This window comes from Aureimonas frigidaquae (assembly GCF_001463905.1).
GTDB classification, from domain to species: Bacteria; Pseudomonadota; Alphaproteobacteria; order Rhizobiales; family Rhizobiaceae; genus Aureimonas; species Aureimonas frigidaquae.
The window spans coordinates 52,579-71,426 of the sequence record NZ_BBWR01000005.1 but is presented as its reverse complement, the minus strand read 5'-3'; the positions used below and the strand labels follow the sequence as shown (position 1 = coordinate 71,426).

The 18,848-nt window shown below is 68.1% G+C and carries 16 protein-coding genes and 1 pseudogene; 10 read left to right on the top strand and 7 right to left on the bottom strand.

What is annotated here, in order from left to right; all coding sequences use genetic code 11:
- Positions 1 to 8: 8 nt before the first annotated feature.
- From AUL30_RS20200 to ffh, 7 genes and pseudogenes are all read right to left on the bottom strand, one after another.
- The gene (locus AUL30_RS20200) at positions 9 to 134 is read right to left on the bottom strand and encodes a hypothetical protein (RefSeq protein ID WP_280137388.1); all 126 of its coding nucleotides are present in this window, start codon (positions 132 to 134) and stop codon (positions 9 to 11) included.
- 124 nt (positions 135 to 258) lie between these two features.
- Positions 259 to 717, bottom strand: a pseudogene (rplS, locus tag AUL30_RS05790) (50S ribosomal protein L19); the annotation flags it as partial.
- Between the two features lie 142 nt (positions 718 to 859).
- A complete protein-coding gene (gene trmD, locus AUL30_RS05785; RefSeq protein WP_062226922.1) occupies positions 860 to 1,564 on the bottom strand; it encodes a tRNA (guanosine(37)-N1)-methyltransferase TrmD in 705 nt (234 codons plus the stop codon).
- A 7-nt stretch (positions 1,565 to 1,571) separates the two neighbouring features.
- Positions 1,572 to 1,874: a putative quinol monooxygenase gene (locus AUL30_RS05780; RefSeq protein WP_062226921.1), complete on the bottom strand. Its 303-nt coding sequence runs from the start codon at positions 1,872 to 1,874 to the stop codon at positions 1,572 to 1,574.
- A complete protein-coding gene (rimM, locus tag AUL30_RS05775; RefSeq protein WP_062226920.1) occupies positions 1,871 to 2,425 on the bottom strand; it encodes a ribosome maturation factor RimM in 555 nt (184 codons plus the stop codon). Before rimM ends, AUL30_RS05780 begins: the two co-directional genes overlap by 4 nt.
- Positions 2,426 to 2,565: 140 nt before the next feature.
- Positions 2,566 to 2,967, bottom strand: coding sequence for a 30S ribosomal protein S16 (gene rpsP, locus AUL30_RS05770; protein WP_062226919.1), 402 nt, complete (start codon positions 2,965 to 2,967; stop codon positions 2,566 to 2,568).
- 96 nt (positions 2,968 to 3,063) lie between these two features.
- Positions 3,064 to 4,602 carry a signal recognition particle protein gene (gene ffh, locus AUL30_RS05765; protein WP_062226918.1) on the bottom strand — a complete coding sequence of 513 codons (1,539 nt, stop codon included), beginning with the start codon at positions 4,600 to 4,602 and terminating at the stop codon, positions 3,064 to 3,066.
- A gap of 306 nt (positions 4,603 to 4,908) precedes the next feature.
- Here ffh and AUL30_RS05760 point away from each other — a divergent pair, with 306 nt between their 5' ends.
- The 10 genes from AUL30_RS05760 (at position 4,909) to AUL30_RS05720 (ending at position 18,768) form a co-directional block, all read left to right on the top strand.
- On the top strand, positions 4,909 to 5,997 hold the full coding sequence (locus tag AUL30_RS05760; protein ID WP_062226917.1) for an endonuclease/exonuclease/phosphatase family protein: 1,089 nt from the start codon (positions 4,909 to 4,911) through the stop codon (positions 5,995 to 5,997).
- Between the two features lie 81 nt (positions 5,998 to 6,078).
- Entirely contained in the window at positions 6,079 to 6,966 is an 888-nt protein-coding gene (gene dapF / locus AUL30_RS05755; RefSeq protein ID WP_062226916.1) for a diaminopimelate epimerase, read from the top strand.
- Positions 6,963 to 8,285 (top strand): tRNA (N(6)-L-threonylcarbamoyladenosine(37)-C(2))-methylthiotransferase MtaB, encoded by a 1,323-nt coding sequence (mtaB, locus tag AUL30_RS05750; RefSeq protein ID WP_062226915.1) that lies wholly within the window; start codon positions 6,963 to 6,965, stop codon positions 8,283 to 8,285. The genes dapF and mtaB overlap by 4 nt, the downstream gene beginning before the upstream one ends.
- Positions 8,278 to 9,939, top strand: a complete 1,662-nt coding sequence (gene ftsY, locus AUL30_RS05745) for a signal recognition particle-docking protein FtsY (protein WP_062226914.1) — start codon at positions 8,278 to 8,280, stop codon at positions 9,937 to 9,939. The genes mtaB and ftsY overlap by 8 nt, the downstream gene beginning before the upstream one ends.
- A gap of 48 nt (positions 9,940 to 9,987) precedes the next feature.
- A complete protein-coding gene (locus tag AUL30_RS05740; RefSeq protein WP_062226913.1) occupies positions 9,988 to 10,641 on the top strand; it encodes a septation protein A in 654 nt (217 codons plus the stop codon).
- Between the two features lie 67 nt (positions 10,642 to 10,708).
- Positions 10,709 to 11,581: a tellurite resistance TerB family protein gene (locus AUL30_RS05735; RefSeq protein WP_062226912.1), complete on the top strand. Its 873-nt coding sequence runs from the start codon at positions 10,709 to 10,711 to the stop codon at positions 11,579 to 11,581.
- 74 nt (positions 11,582 to 11,655) lie between these two features.
- Complete coding sequence (locus AUL30_RS05730) at positions 11,656 to 12,876, top strand: MFS transporter (RefSeq protein ID WP_062226911.1); 1,221 nt, start codon at positions 11,656 to 11,658, stop codon at positions 12,874 to 12,876.
- Positions 12,873 to 12,998: a hypothetical protein gene (locus tag AUL30_RS20195; RefSeq protein ID WP_280137387.1), complete on the top strand. Its 126-nt coding sequence runs from the start codon at positions 12,873 to 12,875 to the stop codon at positions 12,996 to 12,998. The genes AUL30_RS05730 and AUL30_RS20195 overlap by 4 nt, the downstream gene beginning before the upstream one ends.
- A gap of 127 nt (positions 12,999 to 13,125) precedes the next feature.
- Positions 13,126 to 17,505, top strand: coding sequence for an autotransporter domain-containing protein (locus AUL30_RS05725; RefSeq protein ID WP_062226910.1), 4,380 nt, complete (start codon positions 13,126 to 13,128; stop codon positions 17,503 to 17,505).
- Positions 17,506 to 17,598: 93 nt separating this feature from the next.
- A complete protein-coding gene (locus AUL30_RS05720; protein WP_062227050.1) occupies positions 17,599 to 18,768 on the top strand; it encodes an acetyl-CoA acetyltransferase in 1,170 nt (389 codons plus the stop codon).
- Positions 18,769 to 18,848 lie beyond the last annotated feature (80 nt).

The following is an 18,848-nucleotide window of genomic DNA, read 5'->3' as shown; positions in this document are numbered from 1 at the left end:
CGGCTGCATCAGCCCCGAAGGTATGTGGCGGAGATCTGCCGGTAGAAGAAGCGGCCGGGCATGCGTGCGCGATCGTCCAGCGGGGAATAGCCCAGCGTGGTCGGCAGGCGGATGTTTCCGGTGTCGTGCCGCATGTCCATACTTGAGAAAATACCAACAGCGTAGAACGGTTACAAGCGGGCCCGTCAGCGCCGCAAACGGAAAGGGCGACCCGAGGGCCGCCCTTTGCATTCTGTTGCCGTGTCGGCGGGCGGATTACTCCGCGGCGTCGGTCTTGGCCTGGGCCTTGGCGGCGTCGGCGCGGGCGCGATCCTCGGCGGCAGCGGCACGCGCGCCGTCGTTCAGCTTACGCGCGCGGGCGTTGGTCGCCTCGACGATACGGGCCGACTTGCCGCGGCGATCGCGCAGGTAATAGAGCTTGGCGCGGCGCACGCGGCCACGGCGCACGACCTCGACCGACTCGACGAGCGGCGAAAAGACCGGGAACACACGCTCCACGCCCTCGCCGTAGGAAATCTTGCGAACGGTGAAGTTTTCCTGCAGGCCGGCGCCGGAGCGGGCGATGACGACGCCCTCATAAGCCTGGACGCGGGTCCGGGTGCCTTCCGTGACGCGCACGTTCACGCGGACCGTGTCGCCGGGCGAAAAGGCGGGAAGGGTGCGGATGGCGGAAATACGCGCGACTTCCGCCGCGTTCAGCTCGGAAATGATATCCATCTGGATGCCTCTCTTGATTTCATGCCGGACGTACCCGCCGGTCATGGCCGTCGAAACGGTCAGGTTTTTGTGAGGAAATCACGCGCGCTCTTACACCAGCCGCCGCGCCATGTCGAGCCGGCGCACAGGCAGAATCGCAGCGTCATCCATCCGTGTCGCGCGCGAGCCGGGCCATCAGGTCCGGACGGCGCTCCCGGGTGATGCGCTCGGCCTCCTGCCGGCGCCATCTGTCGACGGCGCCATGATCGCCGGAGGTCAGGACATCCGGGATCGCCCGGCCTTCCCAGACCGGCGGGCGGGTATAATGCGGATGCTCCAGGAGCCCGTCTTCGAAACTCTCGCAGGTGCCGGACTGCGCATTGCCCATGACACCGGGAAGAAGCCGCACCACCGCATCCAGAAGGACCAGCGCCCCGGCCTCTCCGCCCGACAGGATATAGTCGCCGACCGAAACCTCCCGCAGCGCGCGCCCTTCGATGACGCGCTCGTCCACACCCTCGAAGCGCCCGCACACGATGACGAGGCCCGGTTCGGCCGACAGGGCCCGGACCAGCGGCTGGGTCAGCGGTTCGCCGCGCGGGGACATCAGGAGGCGGGGCCTGTCGTCGCCCGGCGGCGAAGCCGCATCGATGGCGCGCGACAGGACATCGGCCCGCAGCACCATGCCGGCCGATCCGCCGGCGGGCGTGTCGTCGACCGTGCGGTGCCGCCCCTCGCCGAACAGGCGGATATGGGTCGTATCCAGCGTCCAGTCGCCGCGTTCAAGCGCCCGGCCGGCCAGCGAATGGCCGAGCGGACCGGGAAACATGTCCGGATAGAGCGTGACGACGGAGGCGCGGAAGGGCATGGTCGGCTCAGTTCAGCGGCAGGATTTCGCCGGCCTCGGTCGAGACGAGGCGCAACTCCAGCACTTCATGATGCGCCAGTGCCGCGTGCCAGGCCCCGACATGGTCGGCGCGCCCATGCGTGGCGAGCGCCTCGCGGCTGTCCCACTCCTCGTAGATGCGGATCAGGCCCGGCTCGATCACATCCTCGGCAAAGGCGTAGAGGATGCAGCCCGGCTCCTGGCGGGTGGCCTTGATCAACGCCTGCATGTCACCGCGCAGATGATCGACCGCGCCCGGGTTCAGGCGCAGAATTCCCGATACGATGATCACGCCCCACCCTCCTCTTCGCCCGGCTCGGGCCGCGCTTCGACGGCGTCCTTCAGGCCGGCGGCCACCGGCTCCACCGTGATCGCGCCGAGTTCCAGATCGATGTCCGGAACGGCGGCCTGCGTGAAGGGAATCATGACGGTCCCCCCGGCGGCGGATCGGATTTCCAGTATGTCGCCTGCGCCGAAATTGTGGAAGGCGATGATCTCGCCGAGCAGCTCGCCCTCGGTGCTCCGGGCATCCAGGCCGATCAGATCGGCCTGGTAGAAATCCTCGCCATCGTCCGGCAGGTGCGCGCGGTCGATGAAGAGTTCGGTCCCGTTCAGGGCCTCCGCCGCGTTGCGATCCGTCACCTCGCGGAAGCGGACGACCACGACATTCTTCTGCAGGCGCGCGGACAGGACCGTGAAGACGCGGCCGCGGGCGTCCTTCAGGGGGCCATAGGCGCCGAGATCCTCCGGATCTTCCGTGTAGCTCTTGACGCGGCATTCGCCGCGTATGCCATGCGCGCCGCCAATCACGCCCAAAAGGACGGGTTCTGTGGGATCGATCATCCTGACGTCCTTTCTTCGGCCTGGCGCGCCGGGCCAGGGCCGTATCGGCCCGATGGCCCCATATGCGAACGGGCGGCATGCGACATGCCGCCCGGTCCGACCCGCCTTTCGGCGGGCCCGTCCAATCGTCGGGCGAAGCCTTATTCGGCTTCGGCGGCCTCGGTCGCTTCCGGCTTGGCAGCGGCTTCGGCCGCGGCCTTGGCAGCCGCTTCCTCGCGCTGGAGACGCTCGGCTTCACGCTCCTGGGCCTTCTTGCCCGGCTGGCCCTTGGTCGGGTTGGCGCGCGTGGGGCGGGTGGCCAGGCCGGCCTTGTCCAGGAAACGCAGGACGCGGTCGGTCGGCTGCGCACCCTCGCCCAGCCAATGCTTGATGCGGTCTTCCTTGAGCGTCACGCGCTCGGCATCCTTCGGCAGCATCGGGTTCCAGGCGCCGACCGCCTCGACGAAGCGGCCGTCACGCGGGGAGCGCGCGTCGGCGACGACGATGTGGTAGTAGGGGCGCTTCTTGGACCCGGCACGGGCGAGACGCAGTTTCAGAGCCATATTCTGTTCCTTTCGTGGTGTCGTGGGGCGCTTTGCGGCGCCCATCCATGGCTGTGTTGATCGGATGTGGGTCGGTGCGGACGGCGCGCCGCGCCGCTACTTCTTGCGGGGCAGACCGGGCAGGCCGGGCAGACCCGAGCCCAGTCCCGGCAGGCCGCCGCCAAGGCCAGGCGGCAGCTTGCCCGGCAGGTTGCCGAGTCCCGCGCCTTCCATGGCCTTGGCCATCTTCTCGATTTCCTTGGGGTCCATCTTGGACAGGTCCGGCATGCCACCGCCCGGCAGGCCCAGCTTGGCGCCGAGGCCGCCCATGAGCTTGCCCATCATGCCGCCGCCCTTGCCCTTGCCGACCGACTTCATCATGTCGGCCATCTGGCGGTGCATCTTGAGCAGCTTGTTGATGTCGGCCGCATCCGTGCCCGAGCCGGAGGCGATGCGCTTCTTGCGGCTGTGCTTCAGAAGGTCGGGATTGGCGCGCTCGGCAGCCGTCATGGACGAGATGATGGCGAGCTGGCGCTTCAACAGCCGGTCGTCGAGGCCGGCGGCGGCGACCTGGTCGCGCACCTTGCCCATGCCCGGCATCATGCCCATCAGGCCGCCCATGCCGCCCATCTTCTGCATCTGGCGGATCTGGTCGGCCAGGTCGTTCAGGTCGAACTTGCCCGAGCGCATCTTCTGCGCCATCGCCGCGGCCTTTTCCGCGTCGATGTTCTCGGCCGCCTTCTCGACCAGGGAGACGATGTCTCCCATGCCGAGGATGCGGTCGGCGATGCGGCCCGGATGGAACTCCTCCAGGGCGTCCATCTTTTCGCCAACGCCGATCAGCTTGATCGGCTTGCCGGTGACGGCCCGCATGGACAGGGCGGCGCCGCCGCGCCCGTCGCCATCCACGCGCGTCAGCACGATGCCCGAAATGCCGACGCGCTCGTCGAAGGAGCGCGCCAGGTTCACCGCGTCCTGGCCGGTCAGCGAATCGGCGACGAGAAGGATCTCGTGCGGCGCGGTGCGCGCCTTGATCTCGGCCATCTCGACCATGAGCGGCTCGTCGATATGCGTCCGGCCGGCCGTGTCGAGGATCAGGACGTCATAGCCGCCGAGCCGCGCCGCCTGGGTGGCGCGGGAGGCGATCTCCACCGGCCCCTGGCCGGCGATGATCGGCAAGGTGGCAACGCCGGTCTGCTCGCCGAGCACGCGGAGCTGCTCCTGCGCGGCCGGGCGCCGCGTGTCGAGCGAGGCCATCAGCACTTTCTTGCGCTGGCGCTCGGTCAGGCGCTTGGCGATCTTGCCCGTCGTCGTCGTCTTGCCCGAGCCCTGCAGGCCCACCATCATGATGGTGACGGGCGCCGGCGCGTTCAGATCGATGGATACCTGCTCGGAGCCGAGCGTCGCGACCAGCTCGTCATGGACGAGCTTGACCACCATCTGCCCGGGTTTGATCGACTTGATGATCTGCGCGCCGACGGCCTTCTCGCGGACGCGGTCGGTGAAATCGCGCACCACCTCCAGGGCGACGTCGGCTTCCAGCAGCGCGCGGCGAACTTCGCGCAGCGCTGCCGCCACGTCCTTGTCGGACAAGGCGCCACGGCCGGTCAGGCCGTTCAGTATGGAGCCCAGGCGGTCCTGGAGAGAATCGAACATCGGTTACCTTTCCATTCGGCTCGTCCGGCACGACGCCACACGAAAGAATGGGGACGGGATGCGACCGTGCCAACCCGAGCGTCCAAATGGAAACGCATCCGCGGGCGACACTCGCTGGCGGATGGTGACCTCCGGGCGGCTTGCCGAGGCAAGGGGCACGGTCGGTTGCTCGCGGACGAAACTGTCGCGGATCGGGGATGCTTTATGCGCGCCGCCGCCTACTTGTCAACCCAAGGGGATCGGACGCCCATGTCCGCTGATGAGGGACGATATGAAAGATCGACATGATAACGGGGCGCCGCGCCGATGAGCTGGGGTATCGTCCTTGCCGCACTGGCGGCGCTTCTGGCGGCGGCCACGGTCCTGTCCTTCATCAGCGTAGCGCACGGCATGGTGCGCGTCTTTTCCTTTCCCAGGCTGCAGATCCTGGCCGTCACGCTCATCCTCCTGGCCGTGACGCTGCTCCTGGCAGAGGGCGGATGGCTCGCCATGGGAACCGCGCTCTGCCTCATCGTCGTGGCGATTGCCCAGGCCGTGCCGATCGTCCAGTTCACGCGGCTCCGCAAGACCCAGTCCATGGATCATGACGGTGACCCCGACGGGCCGGACACGCTCTCGATCCTGTCCTTCAACATCAAGCAGTCCAATGCCGACTATGCCGGCGTGCGCGCCGTGGCGCGCCAGGCCGATGCGGACCTGGCCGTCTTCATGGAAACCGATGCGCGCTGGGTCGAGGAGCTCTCTCCCCTGCGTGAGACCTATCCGCACGTCGTCGCCTGCCCGCTGGAAAACAGCTATGGCATGATCCTCTTCTCGCGGCTGCCGCTGGACGATGTCGCCGTGCGCGAGCTGGTGATGGAGGGCATTCCATCAATCACCGCGCGGGTGACGCTGCGGGACGGACAACCGTTCCGGCTGTTCTGCGTGCATCCCGAGCCACCGGTGCCGACCTCCGACTCGGTGGGACGGGATGCCGAGCTGGTGGCGGTCGCCAAGCTCGTGCGGGACGAAACGCTGCCCTCGATCGTGACGGGCGATCTCAACGATGTCGCCTGGTCGCATACGACGCGGCTCTTCCAGCGCATTTCCGGCCTGCTCGACCCGCGCGTCGGGCGCGGCTTCTATTCCACTTTCGATGCCCGCTACGCCTTCATCCGCTGGCCGCTCGACCATCTGTTCCACGACGCCCGCTTCCGCCTGATCTCGATCCGCCGGATGGACGCCGCAGGTTCCGACCATTTTCCGATCAACTTCCGGCTGGCGCTGACGCCGGTCGACAGCGCGCAGAGCCGCCCGGAGGGGCTCGACAGCGACGACCGGGCCGAGATGCGCGACATCGAGCAGCAGGGCAAGCGCCTCGACCGCGAGCCGGTGGGCACCGACTGGGAGAAGTGAACCCCAACCAGCTCGCACCCCGAAGGGCCGAGCCCGGTGGCATGTCTGGCAATGGCGATGGAAAAGCGGCATATAGCCCGCATGACACCGGACGTTCCCTTCGCGCGCATGAACGGGCTCGGCAACGAGATTCTCGTTGCCGACATGCGTGGCCGTGCAGACCGTATCCTGCCGGAGGCGGCCATCGCCCTGGCGGCAGACCCGCTGACGCGCTTCGACCAGATCATGGCGATCCACGATCCCGAGCGTCCCGGCAGCACGGCCCGTATCCGCATCCTCAACACCGATGGGAGCGAGGCGGGGGCCTGCGGCAACGGGACCCGCTGCGTGGTGCGTTACCTGAGCCTCGACAGCGGCGCACAGGAATTCTCTTTCGAGATGCGCTACGGCACCGTCGAGGCGCGGGAACTGCCGACCGGGGTGATCAGCGTCGACATGGGCGTTCCGCGCTTCGACTGGGCGCATATCCCCCTGGCGCACCCTGTAGCGGACACGGACGCCGCGCCCGTCGCGTGCGGGCCGCAGGACGCACCCGTCCTGTCCGCCCCGGCGCTCGCATCGATGGGCAATCCGCATGCGGTCTTCTTCGTGCAGGCGGATGTCTGGTCGATCGACCTTGCGCGCTGGGGCGCCGAGCTGGAACACCACCCGCTCTTCCCCGACCGCGCCAATATTAGCATCGCCAGCGTGGCCGGGCCGACGCGGCTCGTCATGCGCACCTTCGAGCGCGGCGTCGGGCTGACGCGCGCCTGCGGCTCGGCCGCCTGTGCTGCCGGCGTCCTGGCCGCCCGCACCGGCCGCACCGAGCGTCGGCTGACGGTCACCGTGCCCGGCGGCGATCTCATCATCGAATGGCGGGACGACGATCACGTCATGATGACCGGCCCGGCCGAGTACGAATGGTCCGGCCGGCTCGATCCCGCCACGGGTGCCTTCGAGCGCATCCAGGATGCAGGGGCGGCGGCATGACGGACGCGCCCCGGGGCATCGAAGTGATTTCCTTCGGCTGCCGCCTCAACACCTACGAGGCGGAGGTCATGAAGCGCGAGGCCGCCGCCGCCGGGCTGGGCGGCGCGGAGACGGCGGTCATCGTCAACACCTGCGCCGTCACGGCCGAGGCGGTGCGGCAGGCACGCCAGGCGGTGCGCCGCGCCCGCCGCGACAATCCGGACGCCCGCATCATCGTCACCGGTTGCGCGGCCCAGACCGAGGGCGCCGTCTTCGCCCGCATGGCGGAGGTGGACGCCGTCATCGGCAATGACGACAAGTTGAAGGCCCAGTCCTATCGCGACCTGCCGGATTTCGGCGTCGCGGCAGAGGAGAAGATCCGCGTCAACGACATCATGAGCGTGCGGGAGACCGCCGGCCACATGGTCGATGCGATCGAGGGCCGGGCCCGCGCCATCGTGCAGGTGCAGAACGGCTGCGATCATCGCTGCACCTTCTGCATCATCCCGTATGGCCGCGGCAATTCCCGCTCCGTGCCGATGGGGGCCGCCGTCACGCAGGTCAAGCGCCTGGTGGATGCTGGCTATCGGGAGGTCGTCCTGTCCGGCGTCGACATGACGAGCTGGGGCGCGGACCTGCCCGGGACCCCGCGTCTTGGGGATCTCGTCCAGTCGATCCTGCGCCATGTCCCCGGCCTGCCACGGCTGCGCCTGTCCTCCATCGATTCGGTCGAGGCCGACCCCGCCTTGATCGACGCCATCGCCTCCGAACGCCGCCTGATGCCGCATCTGCACCTGTCCCTGCAGGCCGGCGACAACATGATCCTGAAGCGGATGAAGCGCCGGCACAGCCGGGAAGACGCCATCCGCTTCGCGCAGGACATCCGCGCCCGCCGCCCGGACATGGTGTATGGCGCGGACATCATCGCCGGCTTCCCGACCGAGACGGAGGCGATGTTCGAAAACTCCCTCGCGCTCGTCGAGGACTGCGGCCTGACGCATCTGCACGTCTTCCCCTTCTCGCCCCGCACGGGCACGCCGGCCGCCCGCATGCCGCAACTGCCCAAGGCCGTCGGCAAGGAGCGCGCCGCCCGTCTGCGCGCGCTCGGCGACGCGGCGCACAGGGCCCATCTGCAACGGCTCGTCGGCACGGAGCAGTCCGTCCTCGTCGAGCGCGAAGGGCTCGGCCGCGCCGAAGATTTCACCTTGGTCGAACTGCCCTTCGGCGCGCCCGGAGAGATCGTGGACACCGTCATCGCCGGTCAGAACGGCGAACGGCTCGTCGCCGCGCCGGCCCCTGCGACACTGCCCCATGAACGGGAATGGAGACTCAATGGCTGAGCAAAAAGGCTTCTTCCGCCGCATCTTCACCTTCGGCAAGGATGACGAGCCCGCTCCCGCGGCGCCGGCGCCTGCCGAGGAACAGGTGGCGGCGACGCAGCCTTTGCCCGTGGCGGCCCAGCCGGACGCGGCAACGGTCGGCTCGGACGGGCCGGCCGGTTCGTCGCAGCCGCAGGCAGCCCCCGTCATCCTTCACGATGACACGCCGGAGCCCGTGACCTCGGAAGCGTCGACCCCGGCACCGCCTGCACCGCTGGCGCAAGGCGCGCCCACAAGCGACGCAACGGCCGACGACGACTTCGCCTTCCTTAATTCCGACGCGCCGCCCACCCTCGAGCCTGCCGACGATTTCGCCTGGCTCGAGGACGATACGACCCCGCCGGCGGGGGAGCCGGCCATGCTGGACCCGGCAGAGGAAACCATCCTGGAAGAGGATGGCGGCCGTCCGGCGGACGACCTCGACCTGCCTGCGCCCGCGCCCGCGCCCATCCCCGCTCCTGCGCCTGCTGCCGATAACGCGATTGCGCAGCAGGATGAGGCGGCCGACACGGTCGCCATCGAGGATCTGGAGCTTGCGCCCGAGCGGGAGGACGAGTTCGCCTGGCTCGACGCGCCTGTCGAACCGCAGCCCGAAGAGCCCGTCGGCGCGGCACCCGAGGGCCAGGCGCCCGAGGGCTGGCGCCTTCGCGAAGCACGGGAAGCGGCGGCCGGTGCGGCCCTGGCGGCCGAGCCGGAGCGGAGCTGGTTCCAGCGCCTGCGCGAGGGGCTGGCCCGCTCGTCGGGCCAGTTGTCCGGGCAGATCACCTCCCTTTTCACCAAGCGGCGGCTCGACGACGACACGCTGCAGGATTTCGAGGATGTGCTGATCCAGGCCGATCTCGGCGTGGAGACGGCCACACGGATCACCGAACGCCTGCGCGAGGGGCGCTACGGCAAGGAGGTCACCGGCGACGCGGTCACGGCCATCCTGGCCGAAGAGGTCGAGCGCGCGCTGACGCCGGTCGCCCGGCCGCTCGAACTCGACCTGTCCGTCCGCCCGCATGTCATTCTGGTGGTGGGTGTGAACGGCACGGGCAAGACGACGACGATCGGCAAGCTCGCCGCCAAGCTGACGCGCGGCGGGCTGAAGGTCACGCTCGGCGCGGGCGATACGTTCCGCGCGGCGGCGGTGGAGCAGCTCAAGATCTGGGGCGAGCGCACCGGCTCGCCCGTGGTGGCCAAACCCATCGGGGCCGATGCGGCCGGCCTTGCCTTCGAGGCCTATGACGAGGCGGTCCGCACCGGATCGGACGTCCTGATCATCGATACGGCCGGGCGCCTGCAGAACCGGACCGAATTGATGGCCGAGCTTGAAAAGATCGTGCGGGTGCTGCGCAAGCGCGCGCCGGATGCGCCCCACACCGTGCTCCAGACGCTGGATGCCACGACCGGCCAGAACGCCATGAGCCAGGTGGAAATATTCCGGAACGTGGCGGGCGTCAACGGCCTCGTCATGACCAAGCTGGACGGTACGGCACGGGGCGGTATCCTGGTGGCGATCGCCACGCGCCATGCACTGCCGGTCTACTTCATCGGCGTCGGCGAAGGCATCGACGATCTCGAACCGTTCAAGGCCCGGGACTTTGCTCAGGCGATCGCCGGACGGGCCGGCTGAACCGACTATCCCGCCGCCGGCACCGGCGGCCGACACGGAGTTGCTGACATGAACGAGCGGATCATCGAGGAAGCGCCCAACGCGCCCGCCCGCAAGGAGATGAACCCGGTCGCCAAGTTCGTCCTCGAACTCGGTCCGCTCCTGGTCTTCTTCTTTGCCAACACACGCGGCGCGGCGATCGTGGAGGCCGTGCCGGCCTTGGGTGCCCTGGGCGGCCCGCTCTTCGTGGCCACCGCGCTCTTCATGCTGGCGACGCTCCTGTCGCTCGCCGTGTCCTGGGCGATGACGCGCACCCTGCCCCTCATGCCCATCGTATCGGGGGCCGTCGTGGTGGTGTTCGGCGGGCTGACGCTGTGGCTGCAGGACGAGGTCTTCATCAAGATGAAGCCGACCATCGTCAACGGGCTGTTTGCCGCCGTGCTACTGGGCGGCCTCGCCTTCGGCAAGCCGCTGCTCGGCTATGTCTTCGACCAGGCCTTCAAGCTGGACGATGCCGGCTGGCGCAAGCTGACCCTGCGCTGGGGCCTGTTCTTCGTCTTCCTGGCCATCCTCAACGAGGTCGTGTGGCGCCTTTTCTCGACCGATTTCTGGGTCGCCTTCAAGGTCTGGGGCACCATGCCCATCACCATCGTCTTCATGCTCCTGCAGATCCCCCTTCTCAAGCGCCACGCCCTCGAGCCGCTTTTCCAGACGCGGGACTGAGCCCGCCTTGCCAAGGCCGGCCCGGCCACCATTTTCGCTTCCAGCGAAAAACGGAAGGGCCGGACCCATGATCGATGCGCGCAAGCTTCTTGACCAGTTTCTCGGGACGCAGGGCCAAAGCGGGCGAGGCCAGGGCGGATTTGGCCAGAGCGGGCGGGGCCAGGGCGCTCCGCTCGGCGATGGCCGGAGTTCCGGCGGCGGGCTGGAGGGCCAGCTCGGCGATCTGGTCGGCGGTCTCCTCGGCAATGGACGCGGCGGCAGCCGCGGGGGATCGAGCGGCGGCTTCGGCGGCGGGCTCGGCAGCGTTCTGGGCGGCGGATCGGGCGGCGGCCTTGGCGGGGCGCTCGGGCCGATGGTCGCCGGCGGGCTCGCATCCTACCTCCTGCGCGGCAAGGGCGCCAAGAAGCTCGGCGGCTCGGCCTTGAAGCTCGGCGGGCTCGCGCTCGTGGCGGGCCTTGGATACAAGGCGTGGCAGAACTACCAGGCGCAGCAGCAGGGCGCCGGTGCCGCACAAAGGATCGCCCCGCAGGAAATTCCCGACGCCTCCGATACCGCCTTCGCCCCGCCTCCGGGCGAGGAACAGGAGCATGCGCGGCTTCTCCTGTCGGCGATGATCGCCGCCGCCAAGGCGGATGGCAGCATCGATGCGGCGGAAGAAGACGCCATCTTCGGCAAGATGGATTCGCTCGACCTCGACGCCGAAGAGAAGGCGCTGGTCATGGACGAGCTGCGGCGCCCCATGCCGATCGCGGATCTGGCGGCCATGTCGCGCACGCCCGAAATGGCCGTCGAGGTCTATGTCGCCTCGGTCATGGTGATCGACGCCGACAACGATGCCGAGCGCCGCTACCTCGACGCGCTCGCCCAGGGCTTGCAGTTGCCGCCCGCCCTCGTCACCGAGATCCATACGGCCCACCGGCAGGCAGTCACCGCAGCCTGAGGGCTTCCAGCGGGCCGCGCGATCCTTTAGCTTCGCACCTTGCCGCCAGGCGGCAAGATGCGAGGTGATCGATCATGCTGAGTCCCGTCCGGTACGGCTATGCCCGGCCGGCTATCGTCCTGGCCTGCGGCGCGGCGATCGTCACCCTGTCCATGGGAATCCGCCAGTCGCTCGGACTGTATATGCGGCCCATCGAACTGGAACTCGGCGTCAGCCGGGAAGCGTTCGGCCTGGCGATTGCCGTGCAGACGCTGATTCTCGGCCTGGCGCAGCCCTTTGTCGGCGCCCTTGCCGACAAGCACGGCTCGGGCCGTGTCGCGGCGGTCGGCGCACTCATCTACTGCGCGGCGCTCGCGCTTACCGCCGGTGCCTCCAGCGCAATCGGCATCAACATCTCGCTCGGCTTTCTGGCAGGCTTTGCCATGACGGGCATCACCTTCGTGGTGGTGCTCGGGGCCGTTGGCCGCGCCGTGCCGGCCGAGCAGCGCGGGACGGCCATCGGCATCGCCACGGCAGGCGGTTCCTTCGGCCAGTTCTTCCTGGTGCCGCTAACACAGGGTCTCATCGGCAGCTTCGGCTGGCGCGAGACGATGCTTCTGGCCGCAGCGGCCAGTCTGGCGATCGTCTTCCTGGCCCGCGGCATCGCCGGTCTGCCGCGTGACGGGCTGGCGCGGCCGGGCATGGAGCAGAGCCTGCGCGCCGCCCTGTCGCAGGCTTCGCGCCACCCGGGCTACTGGCTTCTCAATATCGGCTTTTTCGTTTGCGGCTTCCATGTCGCCTTCATCTCGACCCACCTGCCGGCCTTCCTGTCCGATCAGGGGCTCTCACCGGAAATCGGGGCCCGGGCCCTGGCGCTGATCGGCCTCTTCAACATCTTCGGGTCCTTCGCCTTCGGGCGGCTGGCCGACCGGTTGCGCAAAAAATACGTCCTGTCGGCGCTGTATTTCGCGCGGTCCGGCGCCATCATCCTGTTCCTGCTGGTGCCGTTCTCGCCCCTCAGCGCCACGCTGTTTGCCTGTGCGATCGGCTTTCTCTGGCTCGGCACCGTGCCTTTGACGAGTGGGCTGGTCGGCCAGATCTTCGGCGTGCGCTACCTGGCGACGCTCTTCGGCATCGTCTTCATGAGCCATCAGGTCGGCGGCTTCTTCGGCGCCTGGCTGGCCGGCCGCTTCTTCGAAGCGAGCGGCTCCTACGATCTGGCCTGGCAGATCTCCATCGGGCTCGGCCTTCTGGCCGGCATCGTCAACCTGCCCATCAAGGATCGGCCGGTCCAGCTGGCGGGAGCGCCCGCATGAGCCTGCGCCAGGATCTTGCCACCGGCGCCGCCATCGCCGCGATCCTCGTTGCGGGGCTCTGGCTGTGGGACATGCAGGGCCTGTCCATCTGGACCAGCGCAGCCTTCGGCTTCTGCCTCTGATCCGGCCCGTGCCGTCGACACGCACTGATCGAATGCCATAGGCAAACGACCGATATTCCTATATACGTCTACGTATATATATTTGATCCTTGGCCATTAGGCGTGGATCGAGACGTGGAGTATCCAGATGATCGCCCTCAAGATCCGGCAATGCGTGTTTGCCGCCCTTCTGGCATCCACGGCACTGACGTGGCAGCCGGCCCGTGCCGCAGATGCCAGCTGGACAGGTGCCGTGAGCGAGGATTTCTCCGACGCAGCAAACTGGTCGCCGGCAGCGCCGACAGCCTCGGACCGCGCCATCATCGGCGCAACGGCGAATGAGGCCACGATCGGCACGGGCCTCGCAGCGACGGTTTCGGAAATCCTGGTCGAAGCTTTGGGCAGTGGCGCGAAACTCTGGGTGAATGGCAGCCTCGTGACGAGTGGCTCGGACGCGATCGGATCCGCAGTTGGCAGCAAAGGCACTGTCTTCGTGCATGGCTCGGCCGGCAGCTGGAGCGCTACCAGCAATCTCATCATCGGCCTATCGGGCAACGGTGGCTTGTATGTCAGCGACGGCGGTACGGTCTCGACCGCGTTCACCCATCTCGGACGCCTGACGGATGGCGTCGGCACCGCAACCGTGACAGGCCCGGGCTCGCACTGGACCGCGACGGGCTCCACCAATGTCGGATATGATGGATACGGCGCCTTCTACTTAGAGAACGGTGCGCGCGCGACGTTTAGTGCCCTGCAGGTCGGCATGAACGCCGGCGCCTACGGACAGGTGGAGGTGGCATCCGGCGGTACGCTCGAGCTGAGCGGTGCCGGGTATATCGGCAATGCGAATGGGGCGGCCGGGATCGTCAAGCTGAGCGACGACGGGTCGCGCCTGACGAGTTCGGCGCATCTGACCGTCGGCTTGATCGGCCAAGGAACTGTTGAACTCTCGAACGGCGCGACGGCAGAATTGTCGACGCTCGACATCGGTCGCAGCCTTCATTCCGATGGCTTGGTTAAAGTAACCACCGCAGCAGCGCTCACAGCCGGCATGACGACTGTCGCCTATGATGCGGGCAGCGTGGGTGAGCTTTCCGTCACCGGCGCCGGATCGCGCGCCATGATCAACGGGCCCCTCCTTGTCGGGCAGGGCGGCAGCGGTTTCCTGACCGTCGATGATAGCGGGGTGCTGACGACGACCTCGCTTGAAGGCGCACGCAGTGTGGGCGGCCGGATCGATGCGCTGGTTCAGGGCGCGGGCAGCCTTTTGAAGGCCACGGACGGCGCCCAGCTTGGCACATCCGGTGGATCGCTGCAGGGGCAGCTCGTGGTCCAGGCAGGCGGATCGGTGGAAACCGAACTCAGCCTGGCTGCGGATGGTCAGGTCGCCATCTCGGTGGACGGCGCGGGCTCGACGCTGCGCGTGGGCACGCGGCACGGTGCTCCGGCGGATTTCAGTTCGGCCGATGGCTGGCTGAGCCTCAGCAATGCCAGGCTGGACGTATCCGGGGGCGCGACCGTCGACGCCGACGGCATCTACGTCCAGGGATCGCCCGGCGGACGCAGCGCATTGCTGACCGCCGATGGCGGCGGTACGAAACTGACCGCGCACCTGCCCTTTTATGTCGGAGGGACCGGCAACGGCGTGGGCGGCAACGGAGAGGTCTATCTCACCGGCGGATCAATTCTCGATGGGGCGGTGATCGCCGTCGGGGTCGATGCGGGCAGCTCCGGTTTTCTTCTGCTGCAGGGCGCCGGAACGGCTGCGAAGACGGTTCCCGTCGGCGCGTTTCTTGGCAATGTCTATGCCGGCTCCTATGGCGATGGCACCATCATCGTTCAGGATGGCGCCAGCCTGACGGCAAGCAACGAGCTGCGCATCGGCTACGCCGCCGGCTCCACCGGCACCCTCATCATAGGCGACGAAGGCTCCGCCGCCGCCGCCGGCACGGTATCGGCAGGTCGTGGAATCGCTTTTGGCGCCGGCACGGGAACGCTCATCTTCAACCATACGGGCACCGACTACCGCTTCGCCAATGCGATCAAAGGCAATGGCACCATCCTGGCCCAGGCGGGCACAACCGTAATGACGGGCGACCTCTCCGGCTTCACCGGAACGGCGAACATCAGGGCGGGCGCCGGTCTGACCTTTGGCGATGGAGGACCGACCAGCTTCAGCGGCACGATCGGCAATAGCGGGACGCTCGCCTTCGATACGTCGAGCGATACGGTCTTCGGCGGCGGGATCACTGGCTCCGGGGGGCTCGTCACTTCCGGAACAGGACGGGTAACCCTGTCGGGCCCCCTATCCTATACGGGCCTCACGCGGATCCAATCCGGGACGCTGGCGCTCACCAATGAGGCCTCCATCACCGTCCTGACCGGAGACATCGTCGATGATTCGGTCCTAGCCATCACGCGCACGGCGCAGCAGGACGGCATCTATCCCGGGCGGATCAGCGGATCGGGCAGCCTCGTCAAGAATGGCAACGGCACGCTGACCCTGACAGGCCAGAACAGCTATACGGGGGGCACCGTGGTGGCGGCCGGGACGCTCGTCATCGGCAATGGCGGCTCCATTGAGGGCGATGTGGTCGTGAACAACGGCGTGCTCGCCTTCGACCGCACGGGCGACATCACCTTCGGGGGCGGGATTTCGGGCGGCGGGGCCATGCGCCTGACCGGCGGCGCCACGCTGACCCTGACGGGCGACAGCACGCTGGTCGGCGGCACCACCGTCGAGGGCAGCACGCTGCGCATCGGTGATGGCGGTGGCCGTGGCTCGATCTCAAGCGATATCGCGCTCCTTACCGGAAACACCGGCCCCGCCCGGCTTGTCCTCGACCGGTCCGACACGGTCATCATGCCATCCGACTTCAGCGGAACCGGCACGATCGAACAGATGGGGTCCGGACGGGTGATCCTGACGGGCGATTCCAGCGGCTTCCTGGGGGATATGAACCTTTCCGCCGGGGCACTAACCGTGAACGGCGCGCTCGGTGGGACGCTGCGTGCGATGGCCGGGACAAGCCTGTCCGGCTCCGGCACCGTGGGAACGCTCGCTCTGCGGCCCGGCGCCATGGTCGCTCCGGGCAATTCCATCGGCACCCTGACCGTCGCGGGAGATTACAGCCAATCCGCAGGCTCCACCTATGTCGTGGAGTTCGACCCGGCGACAGCGGCGTCGGACCGGATCGTCGTTTCGGGAACCGCGCTTCTGGAGGATGGCGCGCGTCTGGCGCCCACTCCCTACACGCCCGGTGGGTTGCGTGCGGGGACGCGATACACGATCCTGACCGCTCAGAACGGGGTCACCGGCACTTTCACCGTTGCGCCGACGCCGAATAGCTCTCTCTTCTACGGGCTGACACCCTCATATGACGCAAACAACGCCTATCTGACGGTCGCGCGCCTGCACAGCTTCGAAAGCGTGGGTTCGACCCCCAACCAGATGGCCGTCGGTGCCGCACTCGATGGCCTTCAGGAAGGCGCTGCGGCAACGCTGGGGCTGGCAGCGGCACCATCCGTCGAAGCCGCCAGGACGGTGCTGGACAGCCTCTCCGGCGAAGTGCACGCCGCCTCCGGTCACGCCGTTGCCCGAGCGGGCCTCAGCATGGCGTCGATCCTGCGCGATCACGGCCGGGCGCAGGCTGCCTCCTGCCTCGATGCGCAAGGCGCGCCCTCCTGCGTCGACGGCACACGGCCCTACCTTCAGGCACTGGGTACATGGACGCGCCTGGCGGGCGATGGCAACGCCGCCGGCCTCTCGGACACATCCACCGGCGTCGTCGTGGGCCTGGATCGCGCATTGCCTCAGGATTGGACCATCGGCTTCGCCCTGGCGCAGGATTCTGGCGGGGCTGCGCTGCGCGAAGGGCGTGGAAGCCTCGACACCGACAGCCTGGGCTTCGGCGTCTATGGTGCCAAGCGCCTCGGTCCAGTCACGGTGCGCGTCGGCGGCCTCGTCGCCCATGCGGACATCGATACGACGCGTATTGCCATGGCGGCCGAGCCCGAGACCCTGACGGCGCAGCGCGAGGCGCTGGCGATGCTCGGCTTTGCAGAGCTGCGCGCCCGCATGGCGCCAACCACTGGGTTCCTGGCCGACACGGTTATCGAGCCTTTCGCGGCCCTGACCGTGTCGCAGCTCCATCTTGGCGCTGCTTCCGAAAGCATCGGCTATGCCGCCCTGTCCGTCCGGGAATCGACGGATGAGCTCGCCGTGGCTGCGTTGGGCGCGGATGTCAGCCACAGGGTCCGGCTCGGCACCCTGCCGGTGGCGCTCGATCTGCGCCTCGCCCTCGAGCACCGCGTCGGCGACCGCACACCGGCGGCAATGGTGAGCTTTGCGGACGGGACGCCCTTTGCCGTTTCGTCGACAGAACAACCGCAGGACAGCGCCCTGTTCGGCCTGGCGGCGCGCACATCGCTTTCCGATGCGCTGTCCATCGGCCTGTCCTATGATGGGCGCTTTGGCGATGGCATGACCGAGCAATCCCTGCGCGGGGACCTCGCCTATCGCTTCTGACACACGGCCAAGGCCTTGGCATGAAGCTGCGCCCGCCCCACAATGAGCCCGGCCGCGCGCTGCCATGCGCCGGCCGGCCTTGGGAGAAGCGGCATGGACGAGGCCCGGATCGTCGGCTGGGGGCATACGCCCTTCGGCAAGTCGGAGCTGCCGGACACGATGGCCCTGATGGAGGCGGCGGTGCGTCCCGCGCTCGATCACGCGGGCATCGGCCCGGAGGATGTGGACGGCATTTTCGTCGGGGTCTTCAACAACGGCTTCTCGCGCCAGGATTTCCAGGCATCGCTCGTTGCCATGGGCGATGAGCGCCTCGCCCGCATTCCCGCGACGCGCTACGAGAATGCCTGCGCCACAGGGTCGGCCGCACTTCACGGGGCGATGGACTTCATCGCCGCGGGGCGCGGCCGGATCGCCCTCGTGGTCGGCGCGGAAAAGATGACGGCTACGCCCAATGCCGAGGTCGGAGATATCCTGCTCGGCGCAAGCTACCGGCAGGAGGAGGCTTCGGTTCGCGGGGGCTTCGCCGGATTGTTCGGCATGATCGCCGACAGCTACTTCCAGCGCTATGGCGACCACTCCGAGGACCTCGCCATGATCGCGGCCAAGAACCACGCCAACGGGGTCTCCAACCCCTATGCGCATATGCGGCGGGATGTCGGCCTCGCCTTCTGCAACATGGTCAGTGATCGCAACCCCATCGTCGCGGGTCCGCTGCGGCGGACGGACTGCTCGCTCGTCTCGGATGGCGCGGCCGCGCTGGTGTTGGCCGATGCGCAGACGGCATCCGCCCTGCGGCGGGCGGTGGCCGTGCGTGCCCGCGCCCAGGCGAATGATATACTGGCGCTGTCGCGGCGCGATATGCTGCAATTCGACGGCGCGCGGCGTGCCTGGGCGGCCGCACTGGAAACAGCGGGCCTTGGCCTCGGAGACCTGTCGTTCATTGAAACCCACGATTGTTTCACCATCGCGGAACTCATCGAATACGAGGCCATGGGCCTGGCCCCGCCGGGTCAGGGTGCGCGGGTCGTGCGGGACGGGACCACGCGCAAGGACGGCCGCCTGCCGGTGAACCCGTCGGGCGGGTTGAAGTCCAAGGGCCACCCGATCGGCGCGACCGGTGTTTCCATGCATGTCATGGCAGCCATGCAGCTCTGCGAGGAAGCCGGTGACATGCAGCTCCCCGGGGCACGCCTGGCCGGCGTCTTCAACATGGGTGGAGCGGCCGTTGCCAATTACTGCACGATCCTGGAGCGCGTTCGATAAAGCTGTGGGTGCGACCTGCCACCCCGCTCGGTGCTCTACCCCTAACGGCTGAATCCAGTGCGTCATTGGACGGGTTGGCG

Coding starts and splice junctions, on each gene's coding strand:
- AUL30_RS20200 (WP_280137388.1), bottom strand. CDS start 134: ATGCGGCACGACACCGGAAACATCCGCCTGCCGACCACGCTGGGCTAT.
- AUL30_RS05735 (WP_062226912.1), top strand. CDS start 10,709: ATGATCGATGCGCGCAAGCTTCTTGACCAGTTTCTCGGGACGCAGGGC.
- ffh (WP_062226918.1), bottom strand. CDS start 4,602: ATGTTCGATTCTCTCCAGGACCGCCTGGGCTCCATACTGAACGGCCTG.
- AUL30_RS05720 (WP_062227050.1), top strand. CDS start 17,599: ATGGACGAGGCCCGGATCGTCGGCTGGGGGCATACGCCCTTCGGCAAG.
- AUL30_RS05760 (WP_062226917.1), top strand. CDS start 4,909: ATGAGCTGGGGTATCGTCCTTGCCGCACTGGCGGCGCTTCTGGCGGCG.
- AUL30_RS05725 (WP_062226910.1), top strand. CDS start 13,126: ATGATCGCCCTCAAGATCCGGCAATGCGTGTTTGCCGCCCTTCTGGCA.
- mtaB (WP_062226915.1), top strand. CDS start 6,963: ATGACGGACGCGCCCCGGGGCATCGAAGTGATTTCCTTCGGCTGCCGC.
- AUL30_RS05730 (WP_062226911.1), top strand. CDS start 11,656: ATGCTGAGTCCCGTCCGGTACGGCTATGCCCGGCCGGCTATCGTCCTG.
- dapF (WP_062226916.1), top strand. CDS start 6,079: ATGACACCGGACGTTCCCTTCGCGCGCATGAACGGGCTCGGCAACGAG.
- rimM (WP_062226920.1), bottom strand. CDS start 2,425: ATGATCGATCCCACAGAACCCGTCCTTTTGGGCGTGATTGGCGGCGCG.
- rpsP (WP_062226919.1), bottom strand. CDS start 2,967: ATGGCTCTGAAACTGCGTCTCGCCCGTGCCGGGTCCAAGAAGCGCCCC.
- trmD (WP_062226922.1), bottom strand. CDS start 1,564: ATGCCCTTCCGCGCCTCCGTCGTCACGCTCTATCCGGACATGTTTCCC.
- AUL30_RS05740 (WP_062226913.1), top strand. CDS start 9,988: ATGAACGAGCGGATCATCGAGGAAGCGCCCAACGCGCCCGCCCGCAAG.
- ftsY (WP_062226914.1), top strand. CDS start 8,278: ATGGCTGAGCAAAAAGGCTTCTTCCGCCGCATCTTCACCTTCGGCAAG.
- AUL30_RS20195 (WP_280137387.1), top strand. CDS start 12,873: ATGAGCCTGCGCCAGGATCTTGCCACCGGCGCCGCCATCGCCGCGATC.